Origin of the sequence: Lactococcus protaetiae (genome assembly GCF_006965445.1) — a bacterium.
Lineage (GTDB): Bacteria > Bacillota > Bacilli > Lactobacillales > Streptococcaceae > Lactococcus > Lactococcus protaetiae.
Window position 1 is genome coordinate 160,660 of the sequence record NZ_CP041356.1, and the last position, 17,566, is coordinate 178,225.

Here is a 17,566-nt window from a genome sequence, read left to right on the forward strand (position 1 = left end):
TGCGTGCTAATACCCCTACCTCTTAGGTCGGGATAAAGCAGCACTAAGCCTTGAATTTCGTCCGACTAAATTCAGTGGTGAGTCGAAACTCCCACTGAATAAGTCTTGACTTCATTTAATTATTGCGATAATAATTCTGTCAGTATACTGACAGAATTATCAGCGAAGCTGATAATTCCTCTATCCACCGATTCAATGCTTACTTTGGGCGCATTGAACTGACAGAATTATCAGCAAAGTTGATAATTCCTCTATCCGCCGATTCAATGCTTACTTTAGGCGCACTGAACTGACAGAACGGTCAGTAACTTTTGTCAGTAAACAGTTTTTTACAAATCTTCACGCCATAATGGTTGTGACATACAGCGTGCTCCGCCACGGCCACGAGCCAGTTCACTAGAAAGAATTTCATGAACTTTGATACCGTGTTCTTTCAGAAGTCCGATTGTCACATAGTTACGGTCGTAGGTAACGATTTCACCTGGAGAAATCGCAAGCGTATTTGAGCCATCATTCCATTGCTCACGCGGAGCAATAATCGCATCTCCTCCTCCACATTCAATAAGGTCAAGTTCAGTAAGTTTAAGCACTTTTTTCAATGCTTTTTCAAGGTCAGTCAAGTGTTCAATTTCTACTTCTTCTTCATTTTTACCTGGAGTAAGAATAAATGTGTTAATAGAACCATCTCCGTGGAAAATTCCTGGGAAGACTGTAAATTGATCATGATTAATCATTGTGAATACTGTATCCAAATGCATCATGGCATGGTTGTGTGGAATTTCAACTGCAAGAACTGTATCAAATGTCGAAAGTGGATTTTTGAACAACTCTTTAGCCAATTGTTGAATTGTCTTAGAAGAAGTTCGTTCAGAAACTCCAATAGCCACAACATTCTTGCTCAAAATCAATTCATCTCCGCCTTCAATCCGTGTCGTATGATTACGGTCACGCCAAATTGGTGTATCTTTAAAACGAGGATGATGTTTCATAATGAACTCGGTAATCAACGATTCAGGTTGACGAGCTGGGAAAGTCATGCGGTTGATTGTCATTCCAACACCCATAGAAGCTTGTGGGTCACGGGTAAAGTATGCATTTGGCAAAGGATTCAAATAGAATAGATTTTCTGCATCAGAACCAGCCATGTCGCTTAAAATTGTACGTTTAATGTCAAGTTCATTTTTACGAACTCCCGCATAGATTTTATCAACCATATCTTTTGTTGACATAGAACCAAGATATTCTTGAAGTTCATCGAAAGTACGACCATGTCTGTAACCTGCTTCTGTCAATATACGAGTTAAAAATTCATCTCTGACTGCACGGTCTTTATCAAGCACCTCAGTTGCAAGCTGCTCAATATACAAAGTTTCTGCGCCGTTATCTCGAAGTGTTTGAGCAAAGAAATCATGTTCTTTTTGTGCGATTTTCAAAAACGGAATATCATCAAACAAGAGTTGATTCATTGTGTCTGGAGTGATGTTTTCTACTTCTGCACCCGGTCTATGCAAAAGTACTGTTTTTAATTTCCCAATTTCTGAGTTGACATTAATTCCATTATTCATTTTTTCATTGTCCTTTCTTAGTTTAAAAACGCATTATTGGAATCGTTTACAATAAAATTATACAACTTTGGTTTTTTAATGTCAAGTATCATCCTAGCTTTATTTTATTGTTTTTCAGGCTTTTTATGTTTCTTAATTTTCTCACAATTAAATAATTATATTCAGTTTATTCTAGTATACGTATATTTTTAGCTTTATGCAAAAATAATTATTTTAAAACATGGAATAAAAAAATATCCATAGACAAGATTTGATCTACGGATATTTTTAATCATATTACATATTTTCTGGAGCAGCTACTCCAAGTAAACGTAAGGATTCTTTTAATACAACTGCTGTAGCAGAAATAAGTGCAAGACGTGATGCCAACTCATCATTTTTTTCCAAAATACGCACATGAGCATAGTATTTATTGAAAGCTTGCGCAAGAGAAATTGCATATTTAGCAATTAATGATGGCTCGTAATTATCTGCTGCACGTTTGACTGTATTTGGAAATTCTTTCAAGAATTTTACAATTTCCCAAGCTTCCGAATCGGAAACCACAACAGGAACTTCTTCAAGATTTATTTTTTGTTCTGCTTTTCTCAAAATAGACTGGATACGTGCATGAGCATATTGAACATATGGACCTGTTTCACCTTCAAATGAAACCATCTCATCCAAATCAAAGTCATAACCATTTTTACGGTCAGTCTTCAAGTCATAAAATTTAACAGCACCTACACCAACTTGCTTCGCGACTTCGACCTTATTAGCAAGATTAGGATTTTTTTCTTCAATTTGCTTTTCAGCACGGTCAACTGCTTCGTCAAGTGCCATTTCAAGTTTAACAACATGACCTTTACGAGTTGAGAATTTTTTCCCACCTTGAGTAACCATACCAAAAGGAATATGAACCATATCATCTGACCAATCATAGCCAGCTTCTTTCAAGACTGCTTTAAGTTGTTTAAAGTGATTCGTTTGTTCTCCTCCAACAACATAAAGTGATTTAACAAAATCAAAAGTTTTCTTACGATAAACAGCTGTGGCAAGGTCACGTGTAATATACAGAGTTGCACCATCTGTTTTCTTAATCAAAGCTGGATTGAGATTATATTTTTCCAGGTCAACAATCAATGCACCTTTAGACTCATGCAAAAGATTTTTATTTTCTAAATCTTCAACGATAGCATCCATTTTATCGCTATAAAAACTTTCCCCAGTGAAGTAATCAAAGGTTACGTCTAACTTATCATAGATACGGTTAAACTCAATCAACGAAACATCAGAGAACCATTTCCAAATCCGAAGTGCTTCTTCATCTCCTTGTTCCATTTTGAGGAACCATTCACGTCCTTCTTCATCAACAGCTGGATTTTCTTTGGCTTCAGCATTGATTTGGACATAGAGTTTCAAAAGTTCATCAATAGGATTAGCAGTGATTGTTGCTTCATCTCCATATTTTTTGTAAGCTGTAATCAAAAGCCCAAATTGTTTGCCCCAGTCACCCAAGTGGTTGATTTTGACTGGATTATAGCCTAATTTTTCATAGATCTTAGCAATTGAATCTCCGATAACAGTTGAGCGCAAATGACCAATTGAGAATGGTTTTGCGATATTTGGTGCTGACATATCAACCGGAACATTACGTCCTGCACCAGTTTGTTCATCACCATAATGTTTACCTTTAGCGATAACATCATGAATAACTTGTGTTGCAGTTGAGTTTTTGTCAAGAAAGAAATTAACATAAGGTCCTACTGCTAAAACCTTTTCAAATCCTGTTGAATCAATTTTTTCAGCAATATCTGCCGCGATGACTTGCGGAGATTTGCGAAGCACTTTTGCCAGCTGAAAAGCTGGAAAGGCAAGGTCTCCCAAATCAGATGATTTGGGTTTTTCAATAATGGCTGCGATTTGTTCTACTTCAAGGACACCGTTAAGAGTTTTGGACAGTGCTTGGCTTACTAATTGTTTTTCGTTCATTTTCTAATTATACAGAAAAAACACTAATTTTGTCAATGTATTTAACATTATATGGTATAATTATGCTATGAAAAGAGCCGAAAGATTAAATATTATTAAAGATATCGTCACTAACAATAAGATAGCGACCCAAGAAGAGCTACAAAACCTGTTAGCTAAAGAGGGTGTGACAGTTACTCAAGCAACTTTGTCACGGGATATCAGAAAATTAAATATTATTAAAAAACGAGATAAAGGCGAGAGTTTTTACTCACTTTTGACGTCTGGAAATGAGAAGATTCATTCTGATTTGCATTTATATTTTTATAATTTTGTCCTTTCTGCAACTTCTGTGGGTGCGCTAGTCGTGATTCGTACAAAATTAGGTGAAGCAGATATATTGGCAAATGCGCTTGATGAAGAAAGAGAAAATCGCAAAGATATATTAGGAACGCTCGCCGGAGCGGATACTCTACTTGTTATTTGTGCTTCTGAAAAAGATGCAACTGTTTTGACCGCTGAGATAAAATATATCTTGCTTGGTTAAATTTATTTTGTAGTCTTTAAAAGTCGTCGCTTTTTTTAATTTTTTAAGTTTTATTTAAGCGATTACATTTATACTGTCTTTACTCCCTAAATAATTTCTTCATAAACCCCTTTAATCCAAGCCACCCTCCTGTGACTTGGATTTTTCATAATTACTGACAGAATCTTGTCAGCATTTTTATCTAATTTGTACTATTTCTTCTTGGTTATCTTCTTGGTTAAATGATCAATTTTACCGCAAAATGAGTCAAAAAAAGCCTGTCAGTATACTGACAGGCTTATCAGCTATGCTGACAGGTCTTTCACTCGTCAATTCAATGCTCACGGTAATCGCATTGAACTGATAGATTTTTTATCAAGGCAAGTGCTTGCTATCTCCGTCTTGTGGCTACGCTGTCGATTCACAACAGGTATCCATTCGCTCTAAGTTACTGAAGCAACAAGGCAAAATGGTTCGCTAAAGCGCTACGTAATTCGCACGCCGTTCTACGAACGGTCTCTGCAACTTCGTTGCTCCGCTGTCCGTTTAATTGCCATTTGGCGTTACCTCTATTCTTGTCACTTTAGTGACTTAGAGATAGAGGGCAAATGTTCTGGGGTCATGCGAAAATAGCTGCTAAAGCCTGCATCTTCGCTTCGCTCCGCTATCCATTCGTTCTATCTCCCCTTTGCTCCGCTGTCGATTTCACTAACCGACTAAAGTCGGAAGTTCAAATCATAATCCAGCAAAGCTGGCAAGACGAAATGGTAAGAGCAAAAAGCAAAGCGCCTAGTCGCAATCCTCCTACTTCTGTAGGTAGGGGATAAAGCAGCACTAAACCTTGACTTTATTTTGGACATTTCATTATTGTAAGTTCGTTGATATTTGTCCAAGCAATTTTTCAAAAGCAATTTCATATTTTTGAATATTCCCTGCTCCCATAAATACATAAACCGCACGATCATGGTCAAGTAATGGAGAAATATTGTCAAGATCGACAACCTTCGCTGGTTTGCGCACTTTATCTGCCAAATCTTGTGCAGTAATTTCATGGTGGTCAACTTCACGAGCGGAACCATAAATCTGTGCCAAGTAAACGGTATCAGCATGATCAAGCACAGCAGCAAATTCATCAGCAAATGCAATTGTCCTTGTAAATGTATGAGGTTGGAAAACTGCAACTATTTCACGGTCTGGGTATTTTTGACGAGCTGCATCAAGTGTCGCCTCAATTTCTGTTGGATGGTGTGCAAAATCGTCAATGATGATAATCTCACCAACTTTCTTCTCAGTAAAGCGTCGTTTTACTCCTCGGAAAGTCAACAGATGATCTGCAACTTCAACCATATCAAGCCCTAAATTATGGCAAACAGCAACAACTGACAAGGCATTCAAAACATTATGTTTTCCATATGCAGGTACAACAAAGTGTCCAAGCAATTGTCCACGGAAATAAGCATCAAAAGAGGAGCCACGTGTACTACGAATCAAATTTTCTGCACGATAATCATCATTTGCTTCAAAGCCATAATAGTAAATGGGAGCTTTTGCTGTTAATTTCCGAAGATTAACATCTTCTCCATAAGCAAAAATACCGTTTTTGATATTATTAGCATAGTCTTGAAAAGCAGCTGTGACATCTTCAATACCCTCAAAATAATCTGGATGGTCAAAGTCGATATTGGTCATAATCGTGTATTCTGGATGGTAAGGCATGAAATGACGTTCATATTCATCAGATTCAAAAACAAAATATTTACTATTTGCATTTCCACGTCCGGTACCGTCACCAATCAGATAAGAAGTATCAACTATATTGCTCATCACGTGCGCCAGCATTCCTGTTGTTGAAGTTTTACCATGCGCACCCGCTACACCAATACTTATGAAGTCTTCCATGAAGTGACCCAGAAACTCATGATAGCGCTTGAAAGGAAAGCCATTTTTATGTGCAAATGCAATCTCCACATTGTTATCATCTCGAAAAGCATTTCCAGCGATTAATTCAAACTCAGGTTTGATATTTTTTTCATCAAAAGGTAAAAGCGGTACGCCAGCTTGCTCAAGTCCTCGTTGAGTAAAGAAATAATCTGTTGAATCTGAACCCTGTACTTTTTTTCCCATTTGATGGAGCATAAGCGCAAGTGCGCTCATTCCTGAGCCTTTAATTCCGGTAAAATGATATGTTTTTTCCATGATAAAATGTCCTGTAAGTTACTGACAGAATCTTTTTGATATCCTGTCAGTACGGTTATTATTGTCAGCAGCTTACAGAAATTTCCCTTCTTTTCTTACAATCTAATCCTATTGGATTTCCAAAAATTTGAAATTCAAATGTGTCTTTAACACATATGAAATTTATCTTTTCAAAAATTCACTCTGCCAATCGCACCTTTTACCACTTATGGTTTATAAGCTACTGCTGACAGAGTTCTTTTTTATTTACTTTTATCAAAGCAAGTGCGTGCTAATACCCCTACTTAGGTAGAGGATAAAGCAGCACTAAGCATTGAATTTCGTCCGACTGCCATAGGGCGTTGCGCTTTTAGCGCCTGGGCTTCTTGGACAAGACCACTTCGCCTTGCGACTTCAGTCGCTTGCGATTTGAACTTGCCACTTTAGTGGCTTAGTGAAATCGACAGCGTAGCAAAGCGGAGATAGAGCGAATGGATAACGAAGTGAAGCGGAGGTGTGACCTCATATCGAAGATGTGAGGTTGTACCTTAAATTCAGTGGTGAGTCGAATCTCCCACTGAATAAGTCTTGACTTCATTAAACAATTCCACGGTCGAAGATATTTTTACGTTTATTTTCAAAATAACTTCCTTTTTCATTAACTGCTCCACCATGTGGTGTCGATTTTCTCATTCCACCACTTCTTGAAACGGCATCTGATACGCTCATCCCTTGCTTTTTCATATCCTGAATCGGATTATCATTGACCAACGGACGTTTATTCAAAATTGCTGATGTTGAACGTCGAACAGTAAAATCTTCCTTATCTCTCTCAAGAGGTGAAACATATTGCTTTGGAGGCTTAGGAAGTGTTGCCGCTGCACGTTTAGCACGCTCTTTCGATTCATCAACACTTGTCTTTTTAGGCATCTTGTCGTAAGAACTTACACCACTGTGATTGGAGTTGAGCGGACGATGTTGAGTGCTAAAGCTTGTCTTTGCTTTATAAGGCTTAAAATTATCAGGGCGTTTTGTTTCAGATTTTGGCATACTACTCGCCATTCCACCGATTGAAGCCTCATCTTGAAGACTCGGATTTCTGGTCAGCAATTGCTGATTATTCAGAATTACACGAGTATCTTTTTGAAGGACTTCATCATCACCGATAACTGGAAATGTAACTCTTCTTCTTTCTACCATATTTTTGTCCTATTTCTTTATAATTAGTCAGTCTGCAAAAGGCTGATGTGTAGCATTTGCAACAATTTTTAGTTCATTTCAGTATAGTTAATCAAAAAACTTGATTGAAAAATTTGTTTAACTTAGCAGCACTAAGCTACGCTGTCAAAGCAAAGATAGAACGACTGGACATCTGGCGCATGGATAACATGATATAAAATCAATATTTATCACAGCTATCGAACCATTTTGAGTCCTCTCAGTCACAAATCATGATTTATACTCGTTAAAAATTTAACAGTATTAAAGAAAAAATTTGTATAGTTCCGATATTCATTATAGCTTAATTTTCAAGTTTTTTAAAGTCAGACTCCCAGAATTTCACGAATTTCTGCTTCACTGAGCGCTTTATCAACAACATCACCTTCAAGAACATTAGCAATCAAGTCTTTTTTGCGTTCCTGAATATCCATAATCTTTTCTTCAATTGTTCCTTGAGTAATCAATCGAATGACTTCAACTGTATTTTTTTGCCCCATTCTATGTGCACGTGCGATTGCTTGTTCTTCCACGGCTGGATTCCACCATAGATCAATCAAAATCACAACATCAGCACTTGTCAAATTAAGTCCAACTCCTCCAGCTTTCAAAGAAACTAAGAAAGCATCTCGGCTTCCAGCATTAAAAGCTTGAACCATTGACAATCTATCCTTGATTGGTGTAGAGCCCGTCAATTTATAAGCACTCATCTCAAGATGGTCCATCAACCGCTCAATGTGAGGAAAAACTTTGGTAAACTGTGAAAAAATCAATGGACGATGACCAGATTCTTTAATCTGTTCGAGTAACTCTCGTAAACGTTCCAATTTTCCTGAACTTCCTTTGTAATCATCCATAAACAACGCAGGTGTATTACAAATTTGACGAAGCCTGGTAATCCCAGCTAGAATCTCAATTCGCGAACGTGATAAGGCTGTACTATCCATCTGCATCACTTGGCGTTGCATCAGCTCCAGTTGAGCAAGATAGATTACTTTTTGATCATCAGCAAGATTATTATAAAGCGTAATTTCCATCTTTTCAGGTAATTCTTCAAGAACATCTTCTTTTTTACGTCGCATGATGAACGGCTGAATCAATCTTGAAATCACTGAAGGTGACATTTTATTGAATTTTTCCCGTTTTGGCAAAAACCCAGGCATAACCACTTGAAAGATTGCCCAAATTTCTTCAATTCTATTTTCAAGTGGCGTTCCTGAAAGAGCAAATGTATGTTCAACATTAAGTGCCGTTAAAGACTTATTGGTCTTACTGCTATAATTTTTCACTACCTGCGCTTCATCTAGCAAAAGATAGTTTAACTTTTTGTCTTGATACTCTTCAAAGTCTTTCAAAAAGCTACCATAGCTTGTAATATAAATCTGATGCTCTGTTGCAATTTGTTCTGAACGTTCAATCTTAGTGCCATCTACCACAACAAAATTAATCTGGTCTGTGAACTTTTCAAATTCACTTGCCCAGTTGTACGTCAGACTCGCTGGCGCGGTAATCAATGCTTTTTCACCTTCTTTTAAGTTAGAGAGAAGATAGGTGATGGCTTGGACAGTTTTCCCCAAGCCCATATCATCAGCGAGGATTCCTCCTAACTGATAATGAGTCAGCATACTCATCCAACGCACACCAATTTCTTGATAAGGACGAAGAGAGGCTCGGATGTGCTCTGGCTTTTCATAAGGAAACGTCTCAGGCTGAGTGAGATGTTCATAGAAGGACTTAAATTTCTCTGAGAATGACGCACCGCTGACATTCTCAAAAATCTTAGAAACTTGAAAACTGCGATTGGCATTGACTCTAAGTGTATTTCCACTGATGACAAACTGCTCATCCAACTCATTGAGCGCTGATTTTAGAGCTTTAAATTTTTCATCAAAATGATAAAATTTTCCACTCTCACTAATATAAAATTCCGCATTCTCTTGAAGTTTTGCAATCACGTTTGCAAACTCTGATTCACCAACCTGTGGTAAATCAAACGAGATATCAAGTAAACCACCACTACTGTCAATATGAATCTCAGGAATCTCATCCATTTTTAATTCTGTCAGTACTGACGAAAGTTCAACTTTACCCAATTTATTAAAAGCTGGTAAAATTTTGATAAAGAAAGTTTCTGTCAGTACTGACAGAATAGTCAAGCTTGAATTAAATGAACGAGGAAATCCAAACCGCTCCATCACTGCAAAAATTTTCTGCTCTTTTCGTAAATCACGAGAAAACTCCAATGTTTCAAGTTCATGAAAACTGTCTATCGCAAAATTACCATAGTCAAATTTTACTGACAGGGCAAGCGTTTGTTTGTCAGTAAGGTCAAATCGAAAAATCGCATCAAATGGTCTAATGACAAAATGACGAGGAGCCGAAATTCGGCCCAAAGTAGATAATTGCTGCAATGCCTGCGCTAATTTATCTTTGTCAGCATATGAAAAATTAATATGGTTTTCATTGGCAAGTCTCCGCTCCAAAACAGTTAAAAGTCGCCTTTGTTCCTGACTTACCTTGTAGAAAATATGATCGTGATACAATAATGATTTTCCATAAAAATTGTGATAGTCCTTATCTGTCACACTTAACTCAATATAATCTTGCTGACTTTCAACTTTAAACTCAAACAACTCTGAGTCACTATCTAAAGGAACAAAAGTAAAATAATTAATCATTTTACCAGAGATTTTAAGCTGACACATTTCAAGCGCTGCTGACAAATCCATTGCTTCTTCAAGAAACAGAAAAGGAATATTCAAATAACGTCCATTTTTGATATATAAAGATTTTGTAAATGCCTCATCCGTTTTATCATCAATTTTTAATAAGAAATTTAAAAATGCTTGACTTGCTTCATCAAAATTATCGAAAAATAGATTGATATAGTGTAAAGAGCCCAGAGAATACTGACTAAAATTTCTCAAAGCACGTAAAAAATATGGAATATCCTTAATCACATAAGAACGCCCCAATTTCTCGCTTTTTAGCCTTATATCAAAATACAAAAAATAATCCACTGAGAAATAATCATAAAGCTGACTATTATCCTCAATCTGAACCTCAATTGAATACTGGTCTGTACTAAAATTAAGCTGAGTTTCCCCATTTAATTCATCCAAAAAAGTAACATTTTCTGTGTAAAGTAAACTCTCTGGTCGTAAATGCTCCTTATCTTCAGTTGCATCCGTAGTTGTTTCTCTGTTTTTTAGATATTCTTCTATCGCTGCAATATGCTTACAGTAGCGATGATTTTGCTGAAAAACTTCACAAGAACAATAGTCCTGTGCCCCATCCAAATCATATACCACTTGCTCGCCATCAATCTCTGCGCTCAGTTTAAAATCGGCTTCAATAGGGTCATTTAACCCCCCTTTTGCATAAAGCACAATTCCTTCACTTCGCACCCTAGCTGGCATCATTCTACTCATAATTTTATTATTTTTCCTCGATAATCATCCGTCATGTTTATTCAGAAATTCTGCTTAGTACCCAATTGTTTCATACTTTTCTAGGGTAGTTATAACCTTCGCGCTTTACATGGTTCCCTGCTTAGTTCGAACAAGAAATGAAGTCAAGACTTATTCAGTGGGAGTTTCGCAAAACATTTGTCCATTTTCTCTAGTCGCTAAAGCGACTGATAAAAGGGCAATTCACCACTGAATTTAAGGTACAACCTCACATCTTCGATATGAGGTCACACCTCCGCTTCACTTCGTTATCCATTCGCTCTATCTCCGCTTTGCTACGCTGTCGATTTCACTAAGCCACTAAAGTGGCAAGTTCAAATCGCAAGCGACTAAAGTCGCAAGGCGAAGTGGTCTTGTCCAAGAAGCCTAGGCGCTAAAAGCGCCAACGCCCTATGGCAGTCGGACGAAATTCAAAGTTGCGACTTCGACTAGGCACGTTCGTGCCGTAGCGAGAATCGACAGCGCAGTGAAACGGAGATAGTGCTGCTTTATCTCCGACCTAAGAGGTCGGAGTATTAGCACGCACTTACTTCGATAAAATATCGCGAGATTCTGAACAATCTATTACAAAATTTTGCGTATATTATACCATATTTTGACATTTTTTTCACTAAGTATTCCAAAAAATCCTTATTCTTTGCGAATAATGTTTTTTCACAAACTTACATTTAACAGCAAAAGTAATAAAAAGATGCCATCAAAAGCACCTTTTTCTTTAAAATATTTAACTCACTTTTCCGCTATTTTGCTCCATAAGTTTGAATTAATTACTTATCAGTACTTTTCGCAGTTGTAGTATAAATCTCTTTGACCAATTGTTCTGTTTTTTCCCAGCCGAGACAGGGTCTGTGATAGATTTTCCGAAAATCTCTGGATGATCTTGACGGCCATCTTCAAGATAGGACTCAATCATAAAGCCACGTACATATTTGTTAATCTTGTCATGCCAATCACGATTAATCAATGTTTGACGTACAATACGAATTTGTTCCATGTATTTTTTACCAGAATTATCATGATTCGTATCAATAACAATAAATGGATTTTTCAAATTCATCTTTTCATAAATCTCGATTGTTTCTAAGAGATTATCTGTGTAATAGTTTGGATGATATTTTCCATTTTCGTCTTGACCTCCACGCAAAATAACGTGAGCAAGCGGATTACCTGATGTTTCTACCTCAGCACGTCCAAATAAAAAATCTTGAGACTGCTGTGCAGCATAAACACCATTGAACATCACTTTCAAATTACCAGAAGTTGGATTTTTCATTCCTGTAGGAGCATCAATCCCTGATGCAACAAAACGGTGTTGTTGATTTTCAACCGAACGCGCTCCTACTGCATAATAACTGACCAAATCATCTACCATTGTCAAGTTCTCTGGATAAAGCATTTCGTCTGCTGTAGTGAGTCCTGTTTCCGTAATAACCTTATAATGCAAGTCGCGCACCATTTTAATTCCATTGATGAGGTCTGTATGTCCATCAGCATCAGGCTCATGAATCAATCCTTTGTAGCCATCTCCGTTTGTTCTAGGTTTTGCGGTATAAACACGCATTACCATAAAAATTTTCTCTTTAACTTCTTCTTGAAGTTTCGCTAAACGGCGTGCATATTCAAGAACCGCTTCTTCATTATCTGACGAACATGGACCAATAATCAGGAGCAAACGGTCATCTTCACCTTTGATAATTGCCTCTAACTCTTTATCACGCTTAACTTTTCTTGCTTGTTGTTCACTATTCAGATGGTTAATTTCTTTTACAGCTTCAACATCAATTTGCGCGCTAACTTTTTTGAATGTCATTCTTTTTCTCGCTTTTCTAAATATTTTTTAATTATTGATTTATTTGCTTTTTTTGATAACTAATGTAAATCACAAAGTAGAGAATTACAGTGAGCACAGTTACTCCGATAGGATTGGTAAATAAAATTCCAATACAAATCAGAAATAGTGCGGCAAGAGCAAATATGCTCATACTTCTACCAGAAAGTGACCCATTTTTACAAGCAAGTACAAAACCTGCACTACTGATGAGGAACCAAATTAACAGTACAGTATAAGATAGAGAACCTGCCAAATAATTGAATAACTTATCTCCAAGAAAATAAGATAAAACTACCCCGATATAGAGTGTTCCTGAACAAAAGAGTACAGCTCTTTGAGGGACTTGATGTTTATTTAGCTTTGCAACAGCGCTCACATGCTTTCCTTTTCTGTTCTTTAGTCGGAAAAATAAAATTCTTGAAGAAGCATAAATTCCTGAATTGATAGAAGAGAATAGTGCTAAGATAATGACAAAGTTGACAATATCCCCTGCAAAAGGAATATGCATCTTATTAAACACCATTACAAAGGGACTCATCGAAGAATCAGTAAGAGTATGCCAGTTATAAATGATAAGTAATAAAAACATTGGAACAATATAAAACGATATAATCCGTCCAATCACGCCTCGAATTGCTTTTGGAATCGCTACTTTTGGATTCTCTGTTTCACTAACTGTTATAGCAATCAATTCTGAGCCACCATAAGAGTAAATAACAATGAGTAAGGAATTAATAACTCCTTTTATTCCATGAGGAGCAAATCCTCCATGATTATTCATCCTAGAAAATGTGGCTATTAGATTAGTATTGAACACCTCCTTAGCCACCAGAATCACGCCAAAAATAATAAGTAAAATAATGACACTTATCTTAATAAACGCAAGCCAATACTCCGTTTCAGCAAAAAAAGTAACTGAATACAAATTAATGAGTGAGGTCAATACCGCGATGATTAATACAAATATCCACGCTGGAATATTAGGAAACCATAGTTGCAAAAAGCTTGCTGCTGCAACTGCTTCCGCAATAATATTAATCATCCAAAGTGACCAATAAACCCAGTCTGTAAAGTCTGCTGCATGATTACCCAGATAGGGTTGAACCAAGCCTGATAAGCCATGTGGTTCCTCTGAAGCCAATACAAGTTTCTCCAAACTTTTCATTACAAAAAATAGTACCAATCCACCAATCAAATAAGCAATTAGTACAGAAGGACCTGCCACGCTAATCGCCGAGGCACTCCCCTTAAATAGTCCTGCTCCGATTGCTCCTCCCAGTGCAATCATCGTTATATGGCGTGTTGCCATTCTTTTCTTCAAACCCTGATTATTCTCCAATTATATATCCCCTTCTTCGTAAAAAACCTCTGAAACATTTGATATTTCTCAATCTTTAGGGTCCCTTTTTTTCCAATTTTTTCCCTCCTTGCTCTTTTGTTCCCGTCCACCTCACAGCAACAAAAGTTCTAAGCAACTAAAAAAGACGCCCCGAGGACGTCTTCTTGTCCTCAAAATGACTAACGCCAAAGAGGACTCACACATTTCACCAAATAGGCTAATGCAAGTCCTCCTTCTTAAACAACAAGAAAAATGTGTTGTATACGTAAATCATTTTTTAGACCTCTGAATTTTAATTATTTATTCAGTATAGTTAAAATTATTTTATTTGTCAATAATTTACCAATATACAGTCATTTTAATTTTTTTGATATTTTTTGGATTCTATTCGTCCGTTTAAAAATAAAAAATCCGATATTACTCATCGGATAAATTCTCTAATAAAAGGTTTATTAACAAATCACGCGCTTTAATCCATTTCTCACGTTCGTCTTTTAGGTGGACTCGATTTGATAAAAATATCACTGCTTTCTTTGCTCTTGGATTGAGCAAAATAAAAGTTCCTGTATAGCCTGTGTGTAGTAGCCAATCATTACTTTTTGCTGGTAAATCCCAAGCCAAACTCCTCTTTTTTGCGACTAAAGTATAGTTAGCCAACAGTTTGATATATTTTTCTTCAGCAAAATATCCTTTAACAAAAGCAGTCAAGTCAGACATCGTAGAAAATAGCCCTGCGGAGCCACATTCCACTCCTAAAACGCGTGCTTTTGGGTCATGGACAATTCCTACTGGCAAGTCATAGCTCGTTGGTACAGCGTGAGAAACAGGTCCAAAAGTTGTCTCATTCATTTCCCATTTTTTAAAAACTTGAGTGAAAAAAATCTCATCTAGTTTTTTGCCATAATATTCTTCTAACATAAAACCAAGTAGGATAAAATTGATGTCTGTATAATGAAAATTTTTATCGTCAGTGACTTGAATATGATTGATTGCCTGTTTTAACTCGTCAGCTGATAACTGGTCTCGATGAGGGATAAATGGATTAATGCCAGACGTATGTGTCAGTAATTGTCGCACACTGACAGAACTGTCAGCAAATGCTGGATAATATTTCTGAGCTGGAACATCAAGTTCAAAAACTCCATCAAAAACAAGATTAATGACAGCCGTACCTGTTCCTACAACTTTTGTCACTGAAGCTAAATCCCAGTATTCACCTGCTGACAGCACTACTTCCTTAGGTAAAATTGCAGCATTGCCCAGCACAAATTCTGTCACTTTTTCGTTTTCAATAATTGCAAAATTTGCACCAGGAAAAATTTCTTTAGCAATATAATCCTTAACCATTTTCAATACTTGCTGTTGATTTCTCATTTTTTCTACTTCCTTTCCTGAGATTTTTTCATGACAAAAATCTTGTCAGTAGATAAATAAACTCTGTCAGCACTGACAGAGTTTTCACTAGCTTAAATTGCTTATTTTACAAACCAAAGTTCAACATGGCTGGGAACTTCCAATGAGAAAGTCTTTGCTGATGCATCCAAATAAGTACCATCTATATCCTCAAATTGAGTCGAAAATGCTTCCAAATCAAACATTTTATCAATCATAAAGATTAAAAATTCTAAATCAAATGTTTCATCTGTCGCAGCACTCAAATCTTCTCCGTCAGCCACTGACAGCTTCAGCGAAACAAAAGGAAAATCAAACACTCCATCAGTAGTTTTCATCGAAAAAACGGATTCATAAAATTCAATAATCTCGTTATCAGCTACATTCAAATCTATCTCACTAATCGCAAAATCTGACAAGCCTTTAAAGTTTTCATCTTTGACAAAACTAACTTCATTTTTTTCGATTTCTGTCAGTGCTGACAAGTCTGTCAGTTCTTCCGCGGTTACCAAAAATACATCATTTTCAGGAGATACTGCTTCAAAAGTATAGCCAGCTTTGCCACGATAAAGCTTATCTACTTTTTCCAAATCACGTGCCAAAAGTTGCTCAATCTCAGATGCAGCAGCTTTGATTACTGTACGTGAATGTTTTTTATATCCATTGACAGAGCGCAAGCCTGGTGACTCTTCCAATTGAAAACGGTCAAGTTTCTCCTCATGTCCACCTAACCACACCATCGCACCCTCTTCCATTAGAACTTTCAATCCGAGCACATCACGGAAAAAATCCAGATTTTCCTCACGATGAAGAACACGATATACAGGTTGGAAAGCGACGATACTATTTATTATCTCACTCATTGTTTCCTCCAGTTATATTTAATCTCTCATGATAGAACAAGTCGCTTCGTCTTGCTATCTATTAGTTAGTAGCTTAGAACGAATGAACCTCTAACGTATAGATGCTCAAAAGTCCGTAACATAAAAATCCATCAGATTTTAAAGCAAGACTAGCATGCGCCAAAAGCATATTTAGTACAATATCACACTCATACCGTTCAGAAAAGACCAATACAATCTCATAACATATGTATTCCTATTTTCGCAAATTTCTCGAAAATTATCAAAGATTTACTCGTCATTTATTGAAGTATGATACAATATGTGCATGATTAGTAAAGATAAACTCCAACAGTTCTCTAAATTTCGCGCCTTTCCGGTCGTCCTTCTTGCTGTAATTTTTTCATTGCTCTTTGCCCCTCATCATCTCACTTCATTTATTACTACGGCTGTTGTTTTATCAATTGTCGGCAATCTCTTGGCATATAATAAATGGCAATGGCTCATCCTATTTATACTCTCTCTTGCTCCTACATTTACATCAACATTTTTTAGTATCCATCCACCTTTTTCAGTACTAGATAATATTATCTTTTATCTTATCTTTCTGCTCTCACTTGGTTTTTCTTATTTTATTGCAAGAAAAACAGATATTATCCCGAAATTCAATTGGAAGTACTTCTCAATAACAAAATTATTAACTGGATTTGCTCTTTTATTTCTTGCTTCTATCCTGACTGGTATCATTGCTCAACTCATCCGTCAAAGTCCCGATACGGCAAATCAAGAGGCTCTGAATCAGCTTCAAAAATTGATTCCTGTGGCAATATTTGTAATACAAACTGTTGCAGCAGGCTTCTTTGAAGAATTAACCTATCGAGTGGGGATTTTTGAAATTGTCTTCAAAAAGCACAGAAATATTGCTTTTCTTGTTGCGATGCTCCTCTTTGCATATATGCACGGTCCAACAGACCTCTACAGTTGGTTGACTTACGGTTTAATGAGTCTTATTTTAACTAGTTTTTATGCCAAATATCGCAACTTTTATCTCAATATGAGCATTCATATGCTTTGGAATCTTTTTGGTATTCTCGTCGCATTTCTTCTCAAATGAAAAAGCTGTTCAATATGAACAGCTTTTATTTTATCGAAGTGAGTGCGTGCTTCATCTCCTATAGATAGGACTATCTCCGCTTCGCTACGCTGTCCATTCGCTCTATCTCCGTTTCACTGCGCTGTCGATTCTCGCTACGGCACG

At 36.8% G+C, this 17,566-nt stretch carries 10 protein-coding genes and 1 pseudogene; 2 read left to right on the forward strand and 9 right to left on the reverse strand.

Annotated features, from left to right (window positions below):
• Nucleotides 1–329: 329 nt before the first annotated feature.
• Nucleotides 330–1,565 carry an arginine deiminase gene (arcA, locus tag FLP15_RS00755; protein WP_142765630.1) on the reverse strand — a complete coding sequence of 412 codons (1,236 nt, stop codon included), beginning with the start codon at nt 1,563–1,565 and terminating at the stop codon, nt 330–332.
• 276 nt (nt 1,566–1,841) lie between these two features.
• A complete protein-coding gene (gene argS / locus FLP15_RS00760; protein ID WP_142765631.1) occupies nt 1,842–3,536 on the reverse strand; it encodes an arginine--tRNA ligase in 1,695 nt (564 codons plus the stop codon).
• A gap of 67 nt (nt 3,537–3,603) precedes the next feature.
• Between argS and argR the strand changes: the two genes are divergently transcribed.
• Nucleotides 3,604–4,062: an arginine repressor gene (gene argR, locus FLP15_RS00765; RefSeq protein ID WP_120772444.1), complete on the forward strand. Its 459-nt coding sequence runs from the start codon at nt 3,604–3,606 to the stop codon at nt 4,060–4,062.
• Between the two features lie 843 nt (nt 4,063–4,905).
• Here argR and murC read toward each other — a convergent pair.
• The 7 genes and pseudogenes from murC to FLP15_RS00800 all read right to left on the reverse strand — a co-directional run bounded on the left by murC (nt 4,906) and on the right by FLP15_RS00800 (nt 16,329).
• Complete coding sequence (gene murC, locus FLP15_RS00770; protein WP_142765632.1) at nt 4,906–6,237, reverse strand: UDP-N-acetylmuramate--L-alanine ligase; 1,332 nt, start codon at nt 6,235–6,237, stop codon at nt 4,906–4,908.
• A gap of 576 nt (nt 6,238–6,813) precedes the next feature.
• Nucleotides 6,814–7,416, reverse strand: coding sequence for a hypothetical protein (locus FLP15_RS00775; protein WP_120772446.1), 603 nt, complete (start codon nt 7,414–7,416; stop codon nt 6,814–6,816).
• A 344-nt stretch (nt 7,417–7,760) separates the two neighbouring features.
• Nucleotides 7,761–10,865: a DEAD/DEAH box helicase gene (locus FLP15_RS00780; RefSeq protein WP_142765633.1), complete on the reverse strand. Its 3,105-nt coding sequence runs from the start codon at nt 10,863–10,865 to the stop codon at nt 7,761–7,763.
• An 806-nt stretch (nt 10,866–11,671) separates the two neighbouring features.
• Nucleotides 11,672–12,714 (reverse strand): annotated as a pseudogene (locus tag FLP15_RS00785) (3-deoxy-7-phosphoheptulonate synthase).
• Nucleotides 12,715–12,745: 31 nt separating this feature from the next.
• Nucleotides 12,746–14,074 (reverse strand): amino acid permease, encoded by a 1,329-nt coding sequence (locus tag FLP15_RS00790; protein ID WP_142765634.1) that lies wholly within the window; start codon nt 14,072–14,074, stop codon nt 12,746–12,748.
• Between the two features lie 417 nt (nt 14,075–14,491).
• The gene (locus FLP15_RS00795; protein ID WP_142765635.1) at nt 14,492–15,448 is read right to left on the reverse strand and encodes a serine hydrolase domain-containing protein; all 957 of its coding nucleotides are present in this window, start codon (nt 15,446–15,448) and stop codon (nt 14,492–14,494) included.
• Between the two features lie 101 nt (nt 15,449–15,549).
• The gene (locus FLP15_RS00800) at nt 15,550–16,329 is read right to left on the reverse strand and encodes a CppA N-terminal domain-containing protein (RefSeq protein ID WP_142765636.1); all 780 of its coding nucleotides are present in this window, start codon (nt 16,327–16,329) and stop codon (nt 15,550–15,552) included.
• 307 nt (nt 16,330–16,636) lie between these two features.
• Between FLP15_RS00800 and FLP15_RS00805 the strand changes: the two genes are divergently transcribed.
• Entirely contained in the window at nt 16,637–17,422 is a 786-nt protein-coding gene (locus tag FLP15_RS00805) for a CPBP family intramembrane glutamic endopeptidase (RefSeq protein WP_142765637.1), read from the forward strand.
• Nucleotides 17,423–17,566 lie beyond the last annotated feature (144 nt).